This window comes from Paracoccus xiamenensis, from assembly GCF_011308835.1.
Taxonomy (GTDB): domain Bacteria; phylum Pseudomonadota; class Alphaproteobacteria; order Rhodobacterales; family Rhodobacteraceae; genus Paracoccus; species Paracoccus xiamenensis.
The window spans coordinates 13,817-29,581 of record NZ_JAAOHY010000007.1; the positions used below are offsets into that span (position 1 = coordinate 13,817).

Annotated in this window: 17 protein-coding genes and 1 tRNA gene; 2 read left to right on the forward strand and 16 right to left on the reverse strand. The window is 64.6% G+C overall.

The window, feature by feature from the left end; all coding sequences use genetic code 11:
* Nucleotides 1–47: 47 nt before the first annotated feature.
* From urtE to G7044_RS14045, 13 genes are all read right to left on the reverse strand, one after another.
* Nucleotides 48–755, reverse strand: a complete 708-nt coding sequence (gene urtE / locus G7044_RS13985; RefSeq protein WP_166329936.1) for an urea ABC transporter ATP-binding subunit UrtE — start codon at nt 753–755, stop codon at nt 48–50.
* 1 nt (nt 756) lies between these two features.
* A complete protein-coding gene (gene urtD, locus G7044_RS13990; protein WP_166329938.1) occupies nt 757–1,497 on the reverse strand; it encodes an urea ABC transporter ATP-binding protein UrtD in 741 nt (246 codons plus the stop codon).
* A complete protein-coding gene (gene urtC / locus G7044_RS13995) occupies nt 1,494–2,717 on the reverse strand; it encodes an urea ABC transporter permease subunit UrtC (RefSeq protein WP_166329940.1) in 1,224 nt (407 codons plus the stop codon). Before urtC ends, urtD begins: the two co-directional genes overlap by 4 nt.
* A 3-nt stretch (nt 2,718–2,720) precedes the next feature.
* Complete coding sequence (urtB, locus tag G7044_RS14000; protein ID WP_166329942.1) at nt 2,721–4,622, reverse strand: urea ABC transporter permease subunit UrtB; 1,902 nt, start codon at nt 4,620–4,622, stop codon at nt 2,721–2,723.
* A gap of 56 nt (nt 4,623–4,678) precedes the next feature.
* Nucleotides 4,679–5,962 (reverse strand): urea ABC transporter substrate-binding protein, encoded by a 1,284-nt coding sequence (urtA, locus tag G7044_RS14005; protein WP_166329944.1) that lies wholly within the window; start codon nt 5,960–5,962, stop codon nt 4,679–4,681.
* Between the two features lie 274 nt (nt 5,963–6,236).
* Nucleotides 6,237–6,854, reverse strand: coding sequence for an urease accessory protein UreG (gene ureG, locus G7044_RS14010; RefSeq protein ID WP_166329946.1), 618 nt, complete (start codon nt 6,852–6,854; stop codon nt 6,237–6,239).
* Nucleotides 6,851–7,522, reverse strand: coding sequence for an urease accessory protein UreF (locus G7044_RS14015; RefSeq protein ID WP_166329948.1), 672 nt, complete (start codon nt 7,520–7,522; stop codon nt 6,851–6,853). Before G7044_RS14015 ends, ureG begins: the two co-directional genes overlap by 4 nt.
* The gene (locus G7044_RS14020; protein WP_166329950.1) at nt 7,494–7,961 is read right to left on the reverse strand and encodes an urease accessory protein UreE; all 468 of its coding nucleotides are present in this window, start codon (nt 7,959–7,961) and stop codon (nt 7,494–7,496) included. The genes G7044_RS14015 and G7044_RS14020 overlap by 29 nt, the downstream gene beginning before the upstream one ends.
* An 11-nt stretch (nt 7,962–7,972) precedes the next feature.
* A complete protein-coding gene (gene ureC / locus G7044_RS14025) occupies nt 7,973–9,676 on the reverse strand; it encodes an urease subunit alpha (RefSeq protein WP_166329952.1) in 1,704 nt (567 codons plus the stop codon).
* Nucleotides 9,676–9,981: an urease subunit beta gene (locus G7044_RS14030; RefSeq protein ID WP_166329954.1), complete on the reverse strand. Its 306-nt coding sequence runs from the start codon at nt 9,979–9,981 to the stop codon at nt 9,676–9,678. The genes ureC and G7044_RS14030 overlap by 1 nt, the downstream gene beginning before the upstream one ends.
* A 1-nt stretch (nt 9,982) precedes the next feature.
* Entirely contained in the window at nt 9,983–10,537 is a 555-nt protein-coding gene (locus tag G7044_RS14035) for a HupE/UreJ family protein (RefSeq protein WP_235931320.1), read from the reverse strand.
* Between the two features lie 5 nt (nt 10,538–10,542).
* A complete protein-coding gene (locus G7044_RS14040; RefSeq protein WP_166329956.1) occupies nt 10,543–10,845 on the reverse strand; it encodes an urease subunit gamma in 303 nt (100 codons plus the stop codon).
* 8 nt (nt 10,846–10,853) lie between these two features.
* Nucleotides 10,854–11,657 (reverse strand): urease accessory protein UreD, encoded by an 804-nt coding sequence (locus tag G7044_RS14045; protein WP_166329958.1) that lies wholly within the window; start codon nt 11,655–11,657, stop codon nt 10,854–10,856.
* Nucleotides 11,658–12,006: 349 nt separating this feature from the next.
* Between G7044_RS14045 and G7044_RS14050 the strand changes: the two genes are divergently transcribed.
* Nucleotides 12,007–12,100 (forward strand) — tRNA-Sec (locus tag G7044_RS14050).
* A gap of 125 nt (nt 12,101–12,225) precedes the next feature.
* Here the strand turns inward: G7044_RS14050 and G7044_RS14055 are convergent.
* On the reverse strand, nt 12,226–12,609 hold the full coding sequence (locus G7044_RS14055; protein ID WP_166329960.1) for a hypothetical protein: 384 nt from the start codon (nt 12,607–12,609) through the stop codon (nt 12,226–12,228).
* A 149-nt stretch (nt 12,610–12,758) separates the two neighbouring features.
* On the opposite strand from G7044_RS14055, the gene G7044_RS14060 reads away from it, so the two are divergent.
* Complete coding sequence (locus G7044_RS14060; RefSeq protein WP_166329962.1) at nt 12,759–13,817, forward strand: YeeE/YedE family protein; 1,059 nt, start codon at nt 12,759–12,761, stop codon at nt 13,815–13,817.
* Nucleotides 13,818–13,839: 22 nt separating this feature from the next.
* On the opposite strand, the gene G7044_RS14065 is transcribed toward G7044_RS14060, so the two are convergent.
* Together G7044_RS14065 and G7044_RS14070 are read right to left on the reverse strand one after the other, a co-directional pair.
* Nucleotides 13,840–14,802, reverse strand: coding sequence for an MBL fold metallo-hydrolase (locus tag G7044_RS14065; protein WP_166329964.1), 963 nt, complete (start codon nt 14,800–14,802; stop codon nt 13,840–13,842).
* Nucleotides 14,803–14,804: 2 nt separating this feature from the next.
* A complete protein-coding gene (locus tag G7044_RS14070) occupies nt 14,805–15,731 on the reverse strand; it encodes an MBL fold metallo-hydrolase (RefSeq protein ID WP_166329966.1) in 927 nt (308 codons plus the stop codon).
* Nucleotides 15,732–15,765 lie beyond the last annotated feature (34 nt).

A 15,765-nucleotide genomic window follows, 5' to 3' on the forward strand; every position in this document is an offset into this window, starting at 1 on the left:
AGCATGAACCGGCTTGCCGCCAAGATAAAGCCCCGCGCGGGCTGACCCTAAGCGGCAGCGAGGTTTGCCAGACGGTTGTGCAGAACGTCGCGTTGCAGATCGGCCTTCGGACCGGACATTACCACCTGCCCGCGTTCCAGCACGCTGAAGCTGTCGCCCAGATCCCAGGCGAAATCGAAATACTGTTCGACCAGCACAATCGCCATGTCGCCCCGGTCGCGCAGGGCCGCGATCACACGCCCGATCTGGGCGATGATATTGGGCTGGATGCCTTCGGTCGGCTCGTCCATAAGCAGCACTTTCGGCTTGATGACCAAGGCCCGCGCGATGGCCAACTGCTGTTGCTGCCCGCCCGACAGATCGCCGCCGCGCCGGCTGGCCATTTCGGCAAGCACGGGGAAACTGTCATAGATCTCATCCGGCACCTTGCGTGTGCCCGAAGGCAGGCAGCCAAACCCGGTTTCAAGGTTCTCGCGCACGGTCAGCAGCGGAAAGATCGCCCTGCCCTGCGGGACATAGCCCACCCCACGCCGCGCCATTTCCTGCGCGGTGACGCGGCCAAGGCGTTCGCCCATCAGCCGCAACTCGCCACCGGATCGCGGATGCCGACCCGCCAGCAGGTTCATCAGGCTGGTCTTGCCGACCCCGTTATTGCCCATGACGCAGGTGACGCGGCCGGGTTCGGCCAGCAAGGACACGCCATGCAGGATCTGGCTGCCGCCGTAATGCAGGGTGACGTTTTCAGCTTCGATCATCTCAGCGCCCCAGATAGACTTCGATCACGTCGGGATTGGCCGACACATGGTCAAGCGAGCCTTCGGCCAGCACTGCCCCCTGATGCAGCACCGTCACCTTGCAGTTCAGGCGGCGCACGAATTCCATGTCATGTTCGACCACGACGACGGCCCGCGTTTCCGCCAGCCGTTTCAGCAGTGTCGTCGTCTGCTCTCGTTCCGCCAGCGTCATGCCCGCCGCCGGCTCATCGACCAGCAAAAGCCGAGGCTCCTGCGCCAGCAGCATGCCGATTTCCAGCCATTGTTTCTGACCGTGGGACAGCTCTCCGGCCTTGCGGTTCAGATGCTCGGCCAGTCCTACCTCGGCCGCCAGTTCTTCGACGCGCGCGCGAGAGGCCTTCCCTGCCTTCCAGAACAGCACCGAAAACGCGCCGCGAGGCGCCTTCAGTGCCATGGTCAGGTTGTCGGCGACGCTCTGATCCTCGAACACGGTCGGGCGCTGGAACTTGCGGCCGATGCCTTCGCGGGCGATCTGGGCCTCGGACATGCGCAGCAAGGATCGCGACAGCTCACCCCAGCGGACCTGACCCTCGTCGGGCCGCGTCTTGCCGGTGACGATGTCCATGAAGGTGGTCTTGCCAGCACCGTTCGGGCCGATGATGGCGCGCAGTTCCGCCTCAGCAATGGAAAAGGACAGGTTGTTGATCGCCTTGAACCCGTCGAAGGATTTGGAGATGCCGGAGACTTCCAGAAGATCGCTCATGCCTCGGCCTCCTTCTCGCGCAGGGCACCCAGATCGGGGCCGAGATCCTTGCCGCGCCGCATCGGGTGGCGCAGCCCCGCCACGGCGTCGATGATGGATGACAGCCCACGCGGCGCGAACAGCGTGACCAGCACGAAGGCCACGCCCAGCAGAACCTGCCACCAGTCCACCCAGTTGATCGTGTAGAAACCAAGGTTCACATCGGGTGCCTTGCCGCCGGTGAACCAGCTGGACAGCAGCGACACGAAGATCGCCCCGATCACCGCGCCATACAGGCGGCCCCGCCCGCCGATGGCGACCCAGACGGCAAGGTAGATGGATGCAATGGGCGCCAGCTCTGCCGGGTTGATGATGCCGGCCTGCGGGTAATACAGCGCGCCCGCAATGGCGCAGATCATGGCTGTCAGGGTGAAGATGAACAGCTTGTAGCCCTCAACCGAATAACCCAGAAACCGGACCCGCGCCTCGTCATCGCGAATGGCGCGGATGACGCTGCCGAACTTGCCGCTGACCAGCCAGCTTGCCAGAACATAGGTGACGCCGAGCGCCAGCGCCGAAGCCCAGAGGAACCAGATGGAAATCGTGGATTGCGGCAGATCGGTCAGGCCGGGAATGTTCTGCAACCCCGACAGCCCGTTATTGCCGCGAAAACCGCTATCGTTCTGGAACAGCCACAGCGCCAGTGCCAGTGTCATCGCTTGAGTCAGAATCGACAGATAGACGCCGTTGACCCGAGACCGGAAGGCCAGCCAGCCGAACAGTAAGGCGAAGATGCCGGGCACCAGCAAGACCAGCAGAAGCTGGATTTGCAGGCTGCCCGCGAAACTCCATGCCAGCGGCAGGTCGGTCGATCCAACAACGCCGAAGATCTGGCCGGCAATGCCCTCCTGCACCTCGATGGGTGTCGGCGGGATCGGCGCATTGGCCAGTGTCGCCGTTACGATCTCCTCGGTCCGGGCATACATCAGCCACATGCCGATCATGTAGCCGCCAAGGGCGAAGAAAGCCATGTGACCGAGGCTGAGGATCCCGGCATAGCCCCAGACCACATCCATCGCGAGCGCGGCAAGCGCCAGACACAAGGTCTTCCCGAACAGCTTTATCGTAGAGGTCGGGATCGCGCCGGTGCCATAAGCCTGCGACATGATCGTGACGATCAGCGTAAAGACGGCCAGCACCGCAAGGAAGATCAGCACCGACGGATATTTGCGGATCAGCATGGATCAGCCCTCCACAAAGCGGCCGCGGGTCGGGAAGATGCCGCGAGGCCGGAACTGGATGAAGATGATGATGAACAGGATCATCCAGGTCTGCGCGGCCAGCGTATTGGCGGGGTTCAGAACCTCGATCCCCTTCTGCAGCCCGCCGATCATGGCAGCACCCGCCAGCGTCCCCAAGATATTGCCGACGCCGCCCACGACCACGGTCATGAAGCTTTGCACGATATAGCCCTGCCCAAGCTCTGACGTGACCTGCGCGAACAGCCCGATGGCGACGCCCGCGATCCCGGCGATGCCAGAGCCAAGGCCAAAGGTCAGCATGGCCACCCGGTCGGGGTTGATCCCCATGCTGGCCGCCATGCCGGGGTTCTGCGTGACCGCACGCATGTTCAGCCCCATCCGCGTGCGCTTGGTGATGTACAGAAACATGCACAAAAACAGCAGCGCCAACACGAAAATCGCAACGCGGATGGTGGAAATCGAGACGATCTCTCCCCAGCCGATGGACCCGCCCAGCCAGTCGGGCGCGGTCAGCGGGCGGGCTTGGGTGCCGAAGATGTTCTTCGCAAGCTGTTGCAGCGCGATGGACACGCCGAAAGTGGCCAGCAGCGTTTCCAGCGGGCGGTGCATCAGATGGCGGATGACAAGGCGATACAGCACGATCCCCGCCAGCGCGGTGACGATGAAGGCCGCAGGAAGCGCCACGATCAGCGAGGCGGTCTTGTTGGCGATAAATGTCTGCGCGACATAGCCGGTATAGGCGCCCATCATGATGAACTCGCCATGCGCCATGTTGATGACGCCCATCACCCCGAAGGTGATGGCAAGGCCGATCGCGGCCAGGAAATAGATGGATGCCAGCGACAGCGCGTCAAGCGTCAGGTCCACCCCCTGCTGCGCACGCTCGCGAAAGACAAGGCCGTTCAGCGTGGCGCGGGCGGCATCTGTGACCTCTGCCGAGGGCTCGACATAGACATCCGCGAAGACGTAGCTGTCGAGAGCCGCGTCAACATCCTCGGCGCTGGCAGCGGGTGGGACGGTTCCGGCAGCGGCAAGCGCGCGATAGGCGCGGTCGCGGGCGTCGGGGCTGTCCAGATTGGCGACGGGAATGTTGCCGACCTGCCCGTCAACCAGATTGGCAGCAAGCGCGGCTTTCTGCTCGGCATCGCTCAGCCGCGGACGGGCGAGGCCCGCATCGACCAGCAGGCGATAAGCCTCGTCGCGGGTCAGGTCGCTGCCGACGGAAAGCTGCTGCAGAACATTCGCGTCCGCCGGAAGTTCGGTCGCGGCGATCCGCGAACTCGCCAGCAGGGGGTTCAGTGCCGCCTGAAGATCGGTGCTGGTATCGCCGGAAAAGCCCTTGATGGCGGCGACACGGGCGGCGGGATCGGGATCGAAGCGGATGGTCAGCAGGCGTTCCAGCCGCGCCTTGCGGGCGGCAAGGCCGGGGTCCGGATCGTCCAGCGAAGCCCGCAGCGCCGGCAGATGTTCCGCTGTCGCGTCGCGGCCAAGCGCATCAAGTGCGGCGCGCCGACGCGATATGTCGGGATCGGCCAGTAGCGCCGGGACCAGTGCCGCCGCGATCAGCCCGCGCACGCCGGAATTGGGCCGCAGCGCCTTCACATCGCCGGTCACGGCTGCGCCGGTCACGGCATCGATGGCCGCCTCGCCGTCGATGATCGCGAAGCGCCCGTCCTCGGCCATGCCGATGCGGCGGTCGGCCCAAGCCTCCAGGAAAGCCACGGCACCATCGCCGCTCGCCGCGATCTCATTGATGACCGGCCCGATGGTCTGGCGCGAGGGCTTTTCGATCTGGTCGCGATTGGCGTCCAGCACCGTTTGCAGATCCTGCGCCCAGGCGGGCGCGGCAAAGATCAGCAGCAGACAAAGGAAAATACGGCGCATGGAGGCCCTTTCAGTTCGTCAGAAACGGGGCGGCACAACCAGCCGCCCCAAACCGGTCAGTAATTCGACTGCACCTGAACGCAGCTGTTCGTTGAGGTGTTGAACATGCCGCATTCCTTGCCCGGCCAATCGGCATCCAGAACGGCGCTGTCGGGCAGGAAGTCGGTCCACGCATCGCCCGGCACCGGATCGGTTTCGCTGACGATGTCGAACTGGCCGTCGTCGCGGATCTCGCCGATCAGGACCGGCTTGGTCAGGTGATGGTTCGGCAACACCGTCGCCATCGAGCCGGTCAGGTTCGGCACCTCGACACCCACAATCGCGTCCAGAACGGCGTCTGTTTCGGTACTGCCAGCCTTTTCGACCGCCGCGACCCATGCGTTGAAGCCGATCATCGTGGCCTCCATCGGGTCGTTGGTCACGCGCTCCTCATTGCCGGTGAACTTGTGCCACTCCTCGATGAAGGCGGCGTTTTCGGGCGTGTCGGCGGTTTCGAAATAGTTCCAGGCGGCCAGATGCCCGACGAGGTTGGCGGTATCCAGACCCGACAACTCCTCCTCGCCCACGGAAAAGGCCATGACCGGGATGTCATCGGCGCTGACGCCCGCGGCGGCCAGTTCCTTGTAGAAGCCCACATTCGCATCGCCGTTGATCGTGGACACGACGCCGACCTTCTTGCCGTCCTTGCCAAGCGCCACCACGTCCGCGACGATCTTCGACCAGTCCGAATGCCCAAAGGGCGTGTAGTTCACGAAGATGTCGTCCTGCGCGGTGCCGCTATCCTTCAGATAGGCTTCCAGAATGGTGTTCGTGGTGCGCGGATAGACATAGTCCGTGCCCAGCAGCGCCCATTTCTCGACGCCCAATTCGTCGCGCATGTAATCCACCGCAGGGATCGCCTGCTGGTTCGGGGCGGCGCCGGTATAGATGACGTTCTTCGAGGATTCCTCACCCTCATACTGCACCGGATAGAACAGCAGGCCGTTCAGTTCCTCGATCACCGGCAGCACCGATTTGCGGCTGACGCTGGTCCAGCAACCGAAGATCGCATCGACGCCCTGATCGGAAATCAGCTCTCGCGCCTTTTCCGCGAACAAGGGCCAGTCCGAGGCCGGATCGACCACCACCGCCTCGATCTGCTTGCCCAGAAGCCCGCCCTTGGCGTTCTGCTGCTCGACCATCATCAGGACGGTGTCCTTCAGCGTGGTTTCCGAAATCGCCATCGTGCCCGACAGCGAATGCAGCACGCCGATCTTGATCGTGTCGTCCTGCGCCCACGCGCCACCGGCCAGCACCAGACCCAGCGCCGAGCCTGCCAGTATCCTTTTCAATCCCTGCATCTTCTTCCCTTTCGGGCCGCACCGATCTGCCCGCTTCCCGGCAGCCGGGCGCGGTGCTAAAGCGGTGCGGCAACGATGTTGCACCCGTGCGGCGGCCCCGTTTCCAAGGCGTTTGGCCGTCGCACACTCTGACCTTTTCGGCCTTTCGCACTTGCAGAAAACCGGCTGCTTGCGGCTTGGGCAATGATGGGCTGGCGGTTCTTGTCACCCATCAGGGCATTTGGCGCGTTTGACGTCACTTTCGCGTCGGTTTGCCCGATTTTGGTGCAGATCCTTACCCGCGCGGGCGCAAGCCGCCTTCGCGAATGATGAATTCCGCGACATCTGCCGCGCCCCTGCCCTGACGCAAGGCAGCCATCACGACCGGCCGAGGCCCGCGCGCCGTGCGCGCATCGCTTTCAAGCAGGTCGGCATCGACCCCGACATAGGGCGCAAGGTCGGTCTTGTTCACCACCAGCAGATCTGACCGCGCCAGCCCCGGCCCTTTCTTGCGCGGAATGTCCTGCCCGGCAGCCGTGTCGATCACATAGATCGTCAGGTCGGCCAGTTCCGGGCTGAAGGTCGCCGCCAGATTGTCACCGCCCGATTCGATCAGCACCAGTTCCAGATCCGGCAGCGCCGAGGTCAGGTCGGCAATCGCGGCCAGGTTGATACTGGCATCTTCGCGAATGGCGGTATGCGGACAGCCGCCCGTTTCCACACCGCGCACCCGGTCCTGCGGCAGCACCTGCGCGCGCATCAGCGCCTCGGCATCCTCGCGGGTATAGATGTCGTTGGTGACCACCGCCATCGACAGGCGCGGGGCCAGCAGGCGAGCGAGTTCGATGGTCAGCGTTGTCTTGCCAGCGCCCACGGGGCCGCCGATGCCGACGCGAAGGGGTCCGGTGCTCATGTGCGGAAAATCCTGACTGTCATGGTTTCGTGTTGCATCTGGGCGATGTCCGCGCCGATGGCGCAGCCGCCCAGATCATCCTCGGTCGCGTCGGCGGCCTGCGCGGCCAACCGCAGGATCACGGGCGACAGTCCAGCAAGGATACGCTGCCCCTCTGCCTGCCCAAGCGGCATGAAGCGGACGGCGGCTTGGATCAGGTTCAGCGCCTGCCCGTGCAGGTAAAGCCCGATAATCTCTGCCCGGGCCAGATCCAGCCCGGCAAGCGCCCGGCCGACCGCGACCGGCAGGGCGGCAGGGGCATCGCTGGTGCCGGTCAGCGCGGCCGAGGTCGCCGCAAAGGCGCGGCCCTGTTCCAGCGTTTCCGTCAGCCGTTCGGATGTCAGGCACATGGCACGGGCCAGATCGTCCAGCCCCGCGTGATCCGCGCCGGGGCGCAGCGCCAGCGACAGGATCACCGCATCCGACCAGCCGCTGCCATGTTCCAGCACGTCGTTCAGCCAACGCGCCAGCCCCCCACCATCGCTGACCAGCCCCGCATCCATCGCCCATTCCAGCCCCTGCGCATAGGCGAAGGCCCCGGTCGGAAAGGCCGGGGACAGCAGTTGGACAGCCAGCAGGCGTGCCCCCGGCTGGATGACTTCAGTGCGAATGACCGAATGTCCGTCCATGGCCGTAAGCCCCACCTTCGGGCCGGAAGGGCGCGAAGCCTTTCACAACCTTCGCACCAAGCTTGCGAAGCATGTCCTCGAGCACGGGATCCGCCCGAATTATCAGATGGTCATCGGCCATTTCGCAGGGGCAATGCCGGTTGCCGATATGCCATGCCAGACGCGGCAGATCGCCCTCGATCCGCAGGACCGGCTCATGCGCTTCGACCACCTCGATCGCGTTCCCATCTGCCAGCGCGAATGCCGCGCCGGGGTCCAGGCTGACCGTCTGCGGCAGGTCGACCATGAAGGCCGCGCCGCCCTCGGTCGCCAGCCGCTTGCGGCGCAGGCAGCGGGCGTCATAGTCCAGCACTACGCGCCCGACGACCTTGCGGCCATGATCCGAGGGCAGCACCGCAACGGCGACGCCCAATTCATCGCCATGAGCCAGAAAATGCATCAGAACCTCCTTCAATACAGGAAATAACGTTGGGCGAGCGGCAGTTCGGTCGCCGGCTCGCAAGTCAAAAGCGCGCCATCCGCGCGGACCTCGTAGGTCTCTGGATCGACCTCGATTTCCGGGGTGGCATCGTTCAGCCGCATGTCGCGCTTTCCGATGCCGCGCGTGCCCTCGACCGCGATCATCGCCTTGCCCAGCCCCTCGCCACAGCCACGGTTCAGCCCGGCGCGCGACACAAACGCGACCGAGGCCTGCTGCGCCGCCCGGCCAAGCGCGCCGAACATCGGGCGCGAATACATCGGCTGCGGCGTCGGGATCGAGGCGTTGGGATCGCCCATCTGCGCCATGACGATCTGCCCACCGATCAGCGACATTTCCGGCTTAGCCCCGAAAAATGCCGGGTGCCACAGAACCAGATCGGCGCGCTTGCCGACCTCGATGCTGCCGACATGGCTGCTGATCCCATGCGCCACCGCCGGGTTGATGGTGTATTTCGCGATGTAACGGCGGGCGCGCAGGTTGTCGTTCTGCCCCGTCTCGCCCGCCAGCCTGCCGCGCTGCACCTTCATCTTGTGGGCGGTCTGCCATGTGCGGGTAATCACCTCGCCCACCCGGCCCATGGCCTGACTGTCGGAGCTGATGATCGAAAATGCGCCCAGATCGTGCAGGATGTCCTCTGCTGCAATCGTCTCTCGCCGGATACGGCTTTCCGCGAAGGCCACGTCTTCAGGGATGGCGCGGTCGAGGTGGTGACACACCATCAGCATGTCCAGATGCTCCTCGATCGTGTTGCGGGTATAGGGCCGCGTCGGGTTGGTCGAGGACGGGATGACATTCTGGCTGCCGACCACGCGCATGATGTCCGGCGCGTGGCCACCGCCCGCGCCTTCGGTGTGATAGGCATGGATGGTGCGGCCGGCGATGGCCTTCAACGTATTCTCGACAAAGCCGGATTCGTTCAGCGTGTCAGTATGGATCATCACCTGAATGTCGTGATCCTCGGCCACGGTCAGGCAGCAGTCGATGGCGGCGGGGGTGGTGCCCCAATCCTCATGCAGTTTCAGCGCACAGGCCCCGGCGCGTATCTGTTCCACCAGCGCCTCGGGGCGCGAGGCATTGCCCTTGCCGGCGAGGCCGATGTTCATCGGCAGGCTGTCGGCGGCCTCCAGCATGCGACGGATATGCCACGGCCCCGGTGTGCAGGTCGTGGCAAGCGTCCCATGCGCGGGCCCGGTGCCGCCGCCGATCATCGTGGTGATGCCGGAATGCAGCGCGTCATCGACCTGCTGCGGGCAGATGAAATGGATGTGGCAGTCGATGCCGCCCGCCGTCACGATGCGGCCCTCGGCGGCGATGATTTCGGTCCCCGGTCCGATGATGATGGTGACGCCGGGCTGCGTATCGGGATTGCCCGCCTTGCCGATGGCTTTGATGCGGCCGTCCTTCAGCCCGATATCGGCCTTGTAGATGCCCGAGTGGTCGAGGATCAGCGCATTGGTCAGCACCGTATCCATCGCCCCGCCTTCGCGGGTGATCTGGCTTTGCCCCATGCCGTCGCGGATGACCTTGCCGCCGCCGAACTTGACCTCTTCGCCATAGGTGGTCAGGTCGCGTTCGACCTCGATGATGATGTCGGTGTCGCCAAGGCGGACGCGGTCGCCGGTCGTGGGGCCGAACATGTCTGAATAGGCGGCACGAGAGATTTCAACCGGCATTACAGCGCCCCCATGACGTGACTGTTGAAGCCCCAGACCTCGCGCCCGCCGGCATAGGGGATCAGCCGAACCTCGCGCTTCTGGCCGGGTTCAAAGCGGATTGCGGTGCCGGCGGGGATATCCAGCCGCATGCCGCGCGCCGCCGCGCGGTCGAATTCCAGCCCCGGATTGGTTTCCGCGAAATGATAGTGACTGCCGACCTGCACGGGTCGGTCGCCGGTATTGGCGATCATCAGGGTGAGGCTTTCGCGGCCTTCGTTCAGGGTGATGGCGCCTTTGGCCGGGATGATTTCGCCGGGGATCATGTCAGCCCGCCACTGCCAGAGTGACCCCGGCAAGTGCCGCCACAAAGCCCGCGCCACGGATCGCCAGCGCCGGGATCGCCTTGCCCGACACGATGCCCAGCCCGTGCAGGGCCGCCGTCGCCACCGCAAAGCCCGCCGCATAGACCGCGAGCCCGCTGGCCGGGCCTTCCGCCCCATGCGCCCAGCCATGCGCCGCGCCAAAGATCGCCGTGCCCGCCAGCAGCAACGGCAGGGGCAGCCGCACCGCCATCGCGACAAGCGCGCCGAGGATAATGCAGGAGGCGAGGATCGTCGGCTCGACCGCTGGGAAGGGCATCTCCGCGGCACCCATCAGGCCGCCGACCAGCATGGCCCCCACGAAGGCCAGCGGCAGCGCCCAAAGCGCGCGCCCGCCAACCTGCGCGGCCAGCAGTCCAAGCGCCACCATGGCCAGCATGTGGTCGGCACCGCTGAACGGGTGGCCAAAGCCGGTCGCGAAACTGCCGGAATCGTGCCCGGTATGGGCAAGCGCGGCAGAGGGCAAAAGGGTCAGCAGGATCAGGGTCTTTTTCATCATTCGCCTCAGCGGATCGGGTGGTGAACGGTCACCAGCTTGGTGCCGTCGGGAAAGGTGGCCTCGACCTGTACGGTCTCGATCATTTCGGGGATGCCTTGCATGCACTGATCTGCGCGGATCACGGTGCCGCCGGCCGCCATCAGGTCGGCCACGCTGCGCCCGTCGCGCGCGCCCTCGACCACGTAATCGGTAATCAGGGCGATCGCCTCGGGGTGGTTCAGCTTGACGCCGCGGTCCAGCCGCCCGCGCGCGACCATCGCGGCGAGGCTGACCAGCAGCTTGTCCTTTTCGCGGGGTGTCAGGTTCATGTCGTCTCCTATGACTGCCAGACGCGGGGCAGCGCGCCCGGCCGGAGTGTCTCGATCAGGCGCATCATCTGGCGACGCAGCGGCCAGGCGTCGGGCGCATGGGCGCGCAGCACGACGCGCCCCGGCAGCGCCGAGGCAGCGGCAGTGACATCAGGTTCGGTCAGCGCGGCACGAAGCGCCGGCAGTTGAACCTCGGCGCCGGGGGCGGAAAGGATCAGCACGGCAATGGCGCGCGCGCCTTGCAACAGCGCCGGCGCGTTACCACGGGCAAGACTGCTGTCGTCCAGCCGGAACGGGTCAAAGACTTCAATCCGGCCTGCGCGGCGGATGATGCGCCGGTCGGACAGCGACAACCGGCTCACCGTCTCGCCCATCGCAGCCCGGCCCAGCACGATGGTTTCCAGCCCAAGAAAGCTGGCGTTCTCCGCAAGGTCCACCACCGTTTCCCGGTCCAGACTCGCACCGTCGAAAAGGATGGTTTCCTGTGGCAGCCAATCCAGCATCCCGCCCGCCGCAACGCTTAGCGTAACCCGTGCCTGCGCCGACACGCCCTCGGCGCGATAGGCCCGTTCCGCCGTCTGGGTGGTGGCGGTGGCGCGGGTCGAGGGGCCAAGATCGACACGATAATCCAGCCGGTCGCCCGCGGTCAGGCCGCCTGACGTGTTCAGAAAAACGATCTCGGGCCGCGCGCCATGGCAGCGCGGAAGCAGCGCCTTGGCACTGCCGGATTGCGACAGCTCGACCAGTCGCCCCCCGCTCAGGGCCACCCGCGCCACGCCTTCACTGCGCTGCATATGAACCGCATCGAACATGAGGCAACCGTAATGCCGCGATGAGGCAATGATGAGAGCCAGCCCCGGCAGACGTTGCTTAATCCCCGGCGCCTCGGCGCAAATGCCGAGACATCAAGCAGGCTGCTTGAATTCTAAGCAGCATGTGCACTGACGCGCCATTTGACCCCGGACGATGCCGGACCGGATTTGGCGATCACCGGCCCCGCCTACAATCGGCATCCGCCGCACAGACGCAGCTGGCACAAGCTGCGCTGCCTTTTTAAATCAATACATTATAATCGAAAACCGCATGACCAGCTGCTGTATACAGCCTGAATAATCGCCGTGGCGATTGACGCACCAACGCGGCGACCATATCCGTGATCTTGGAAGAGCAACATCCCCGGTGGGGTGCCCGGACTTCAAATCCGGCGGGGGGCGCGCGGCGCCTTCGGTGGGTTCGACTCCCTCCTCTTCCGCCATTACCCTTTTTTTGGGCGTTGTTATTGTTTGATTTTATCTCGACTTTCGCGAACAAGGCAGCGCCCGCAGGAGAAAGCGGCTTCGGAATGCCCCCTGCAGTTTGCGGCCTGATCGCTTTTCCCGTTCATACCCAAGCGTTTGCACCGGCCCAAAGGGCGAACAACTGCTGCCCCATGAATACGATAATATATACGAAAACAACGACGGTACGGTCAGCTTGTCCAGAGATGGGGTGGTGCAGGCCTATTCGCCGTGCGGCCGCGTTCTCTCTCCGCTTGCTGGCCCCTTGTTCCGAGGTTCGTTTCCGCGCGACGGCGATTTGTCGATGATCTCCCTCGCGCGTCATCATTGCTTGCATCGGGACATCCGCAGAAAGCTGAGCGAGGCTGTATTGGACGCCCCAATCAATACGGGTCGCGGTGTCTTTTTCCAGTTCCAGCCCGAACAGGCCGGCTCGAGCAATGCATTCGCCGTTGAGCCATGGACAGCCCTCGACGAGGGTTGACATGATCCCTCGGCCCTGTACGGCAATAGGAGCGAACATGAACAATTCAGGTTCCGCTGCATGTCAGGCGTCTTGAACGGGCACTGCTGCGCGCGGATCGCACAATGGCAGAAGCTGCGTCGCCGACCTGCAATGCCGCAGGAAGAACCATCATGGACCTGTCGCCCATCACGGACAGATTAGGAGATTTACCCACCGCGGCCCTTTTGGGGCTGGTGACGGGAATTTTCTTCGGCGTTGCGGCGCAGCGATCCGCTTTTTGCCTTCGCGCGGCGACAGTCGAATTTTCCCGCCGCAGGTTGGGACCGCGAATGGCGGTGTGGCTGCTGGCCTTCTCCTCGGCTGTGATCTGGGTTCAGGCGGGCTGGTTGTTCGGGCTGATGGATACCAATACCGCGCGGATGATGGCCGTCACCGGCAGCGTCAGCGGGGCGATCATCGGCGGGTTGATCTTTGGCGCGGGCATGGTGCTTGCGCGGGGATGCCCCGGCCGCCTTCTGGTGCTGGCGGCGACCGGCAATCTGCGCTCGATCCTCAGCGGCCTGCTGTTTGCCGTGACAGCGCAGATGACGCTGTATGGCTGGCTTGCCGGCGCGCGTCTGGAGCTGGCGCAGCTCTGGACTACGCCCGGCGGGCGCAATGTCGATCTGTCCGTCGCCCTGGGGTTGCCCGGCTGGAGCGCGCTTGCCGTCGGCCTGATATGCGCCGCATTTGCGCTGTTTCTGGCGCGGCGGAACCGGATCGCGCCGGGCATACTGATATTCGGTGCGGGCGTGGGGGTGACCGTGGCGATCGGCTATTTTCTGACCTTCAGCCTGTCGCAAATCGCCTTCGATCCCGTCACGGTCACTTCCGTCACCTTTACCGGCCCCTCTGCCAACACGCTGATGGCCATGCTGGTGCCGTTCGATGGCTGGAGCTTCGATCTGGGCCTGGTGCCGGGCGTCTTCATCGGCTCCTTTCTGGCGGCATGGGCCGGCGGCGCCCTGAGATTTGAGGGCTTCGAAAGCGCCGGGCAGACGCGCCGGGCCATGGTTGGCGCCGTGATGATGGGTTTCGGGGGCATGTTGGCGGGCGGGTGTTCAATCGGAAACGGCCTGTCGGGCACATCGGTCATGGCGCTGACGGCATGGGTCGCGCTGTTTTCGATGTGGATCGGCGGCATGGCCACGGATCGCCTGATCGATCAGCGGGGTGGGGAAGCGGTGTAGTCCGGCCTGCCCGCATCGGCAATCATTCGAACTCCATTTCGGAAAAGACGACGCCTGCATTCTTGGTGGCCAGCTCCTCGAACGTGTCCATCCATTCCCATTGGGACTGATCCACATAATAGGCCTGTGACAAGTCGCCCCCATTGTCGAGATGTTCGGCGATCTTGGCGCGCAGATCCTTCAGGTAGTCGATGGTCGCGTGCCGGATTGTTGCAAGATCGGTGGGCGCCCCATGTCCGGGAACGATGATCTCCGCCCCCAGCGGTTCCAGCGCCGTTTCGAAGGTTTCGATCCAGCAAAGGATGCAGGTGCCTTCGAAGATCGGCGGCATCCGTTCGGAAAAGGCAATATCGCCCGCGATCAGCACCTTGCTGCCCGGCAGCCAGACCTGCGTGTCGCCGGGCGAATGGGCGGGACCGAGATTCAGCACCTCGATCCGCGTGTCACCCATCTGGATGTCCTTGCGGTCGGTAAAGGTTTCCGTCGGCTCCACGATGGTTGTGCCTTCGGCATTTTCCAGAGCATAGGATTTCAGCGCCTCAAGCCCGCGCGGTCCTTCGGTATCGATGAAGTCGGCCGCTGCTTCCTCATGCGCCAGAATGGGCACCCCTTGCGCGGTCCAATAGCTGTTGCCCAGCATCGAATGGCCCTGGCCGTTTTCGTTGATGACCAGCTTGACCGGCTGGTCAGTGATCTTGCCGATCTCGTCGTGCAGGGCCTCGGCCAGCTTCCAGGACGCCCCGCCGTTGATCACCGCCACGCCGTCCGAGGTCACGATGAAGGACAGGTTGTTGTTGTGGCCCGCGTTTTCATAGGTCGGCGGCTGGGTCGCGCCAATCGCGCTATAGACCCCTTCGGCCACCTTGATCGGCGCATCATAAAGGACCGAGTCCGGATATTTGTCCGGGGTGTCATCAGCTTTCGCCAGCGTTGCCGGCACCGCCAGCAGCGTCGCGGTCGCGATCAAGCGTGTGTCAAACCGCATCTTCATGCCTCGCTTTCAAAGGAAAATGCCTGACCATCGCGGATCACCTTGCCGATGCCGCCGTCCGGCAAGTGATAGCCGAGGACCGTCCAGCCCTCATCCGCCAGCCGGGCGAGCATGGCGGCCCGCGTTTGTGCCGCAAGCGCCGGGTCGTCGTCGGTGGAGGTGCCCAGATCCGGGCGGACAAAGCCCGCCAGCATGGTGACGAAATCGCCGATCACGAACAGGCCGTCACCGGGGCTGCCGATCTCGAAGGACATGTGGCCGGGCGTGTGGCCGGGGGTCATCACCGCGCGGATGCCGGGAAGAACCTCGGCCCCGTCCTGAAAGCGCTCGATCCGGTCGCCAAGCGCCGTCAGGCGCCGGAGCGCCCCGACGGCGAAGGACTGGCGTTCCTCGGCGATGGTGTCGATGGTGGCGGGATCGGTCCAGTAATCGAACTCGACCTGACCCATCCTGTAGTCGGCCGAGGGGAACAGCGGCTCATCGAAGTCGTCCAGCACACCCCAAAGGTGGTCGGGATGGCCGTGTGTGAAGATCACGTCCGTCACGTCCTCGGGCGAGACGCCGATGGCCGAAAGACCTTCGACCAGCGTGCCGGCGGTCGGAACGAAGTCAGGGCCAGAGCCCGCGTCAAACAGCACGACCCGGTCGCCCTGACGCAGCAGCGTGATGTTCAACGGACTGTGCACCACGGCCAGCGGATCGATGTCCAGGCTGCGCAGCAGATCGCCCCGTTCGGCCTCGGGGATCATGGCGAAGGCGAAATCGGGCGGGAACTCGATATGCCCGTCTGACACGCTGTCGATGCGCAGATCGCCCGCGGTCAAGGTCGAGACGGCCCACCCGCGCAGGGGCGCAAGCGGCAGCGCCGCCGCCGAAATCAGCGCGGCGGTGCGGGTCAGAAAATGGCGGCGGGCGATATGCATCTTGGTTCCTTCCTGTCAGGCAGCATTGCGGTTC

Excerpts from the sequence above, each read along its gene's own strand:
- urtE (WP_166329936.1), bottom strand. The coding sequence starts at position 755 with ATGATCGAAGCTGAAAACGTCACCCTGCATTACGGCGGCAGCCAGATC.
- urtD (WP_166329938.1), bottom strand. The coding sequence starts at position 1,497 with ATGAGCGATCTTCTGGAAGTCTCCGGCATCTCCAAATCCTTCGACGGG.
- urtC (WP_166329940.1), bottom strand. The coding sequence starts at position 2,717 with ATGCTGATCCGCAAATATCCGTCGGTGCTGATCTTCCTTGCGGTGCTG.
- urtB (WP_166329942.1), bottom strand. The coding sequence starts at position 4,622 with ATGCGCCGTATTTTCCTTTGTCTGCTGCTGATCTTTGCCGCGCCCGCC.
- urtA (WP_166329944.1), bottom strand. The coding sequence starts at position 5,962 with ATGCAGGGATTGAAAAGGATACTGGCAGGCTCGGCGCTGGGTCTGGTG.
- ureG (WP_166329946.1), bottom strand. The coding sequence starts at position 6,854 with ATGAGCACCGGACCCCTTCGCGTCGGCATCGGCGGCCCCGTGGGCGCT.
- G7044_RS14015 (WP_166329948.1), bottom strand. The coding sequence starts at position 7,522 with ATGGACGGACATTCGGTCATTCGCACTGAAGTCATCCAGCCGGGGGCA.
- G7044_RS14020 (WP_166329950.1), bottom strand. The coding sequence starts at position 7,961 with ATGCATTTTCTGGCTCATGGCGATGAATTGGGCGTCGCCGTTGCGGTG.
- ureC (WP_166329952.1), bottom strand. The coding sequence starts at position 9,676 with ATGCCGGTTGAAATCTCTCGTGCCGCCTATTCAGACATGTTCGGCCCC.
- G7044_RS14030 (WP_166329954.1), bottom strand. The coding sequence starts at position 9,981 with ATGATCCCCGGCGAAATCATCCCGGCCAAAGGCGCCATCACCCTGAAC.
- G7044_RS14035 (WP_235931320.1), bottom strand. The coding sequence starts at position 10,537 with ATGATGAAAAAGACCCTGATCCTGCTGACCCTTTTGCCCTCTGCCGCG.
- G7044_RS14040 (WP_166329956.1), bottom strand. The coding sequence starts at position 10,845 with ATGAACCTGACACCCCGCGAAAAGGACAAGCTGCTGGTCAGCCTCGCC.
- G7044_RS14045 (WP_166329958.1), bottom strand. The coding sequence starts at position 11,657 with ATGTTCGATGCGGTTCATATGCAGCGCAGTGAAGGCGTGGCGCGGGTG.
- G7044_RS14055 (WP_166329960.1), bottom strand. The coding sequence starts at position 12,609 with ATGTCAACCCTCGTCGAGGGCTGTCCATGGCTCAACGGCGAATGCATT.
- G7044_RS14060 (WP_166329962.1), top strand. The coding sequence starts at position 12,759 with ATGGACCTGTCGCCCATCACGGACAGATTAGGAGATTTACCCACCGCG.
- G7044_RS14065 (WP_166329964.1), bottom strand. The coding sequence starts at position 14,802 with ATGCGGTTTGACACACGCTTGATCGCGACCGCGACGCTGCTGGCGGTG.
- G7044_RS14070 (WP_166329966.1), bottom strand. The coding sequence starts at position 15,731 with ATGCATATCGCCCGCCGCCATTTTCTGACCCGCACCGCCGCGCTGATT.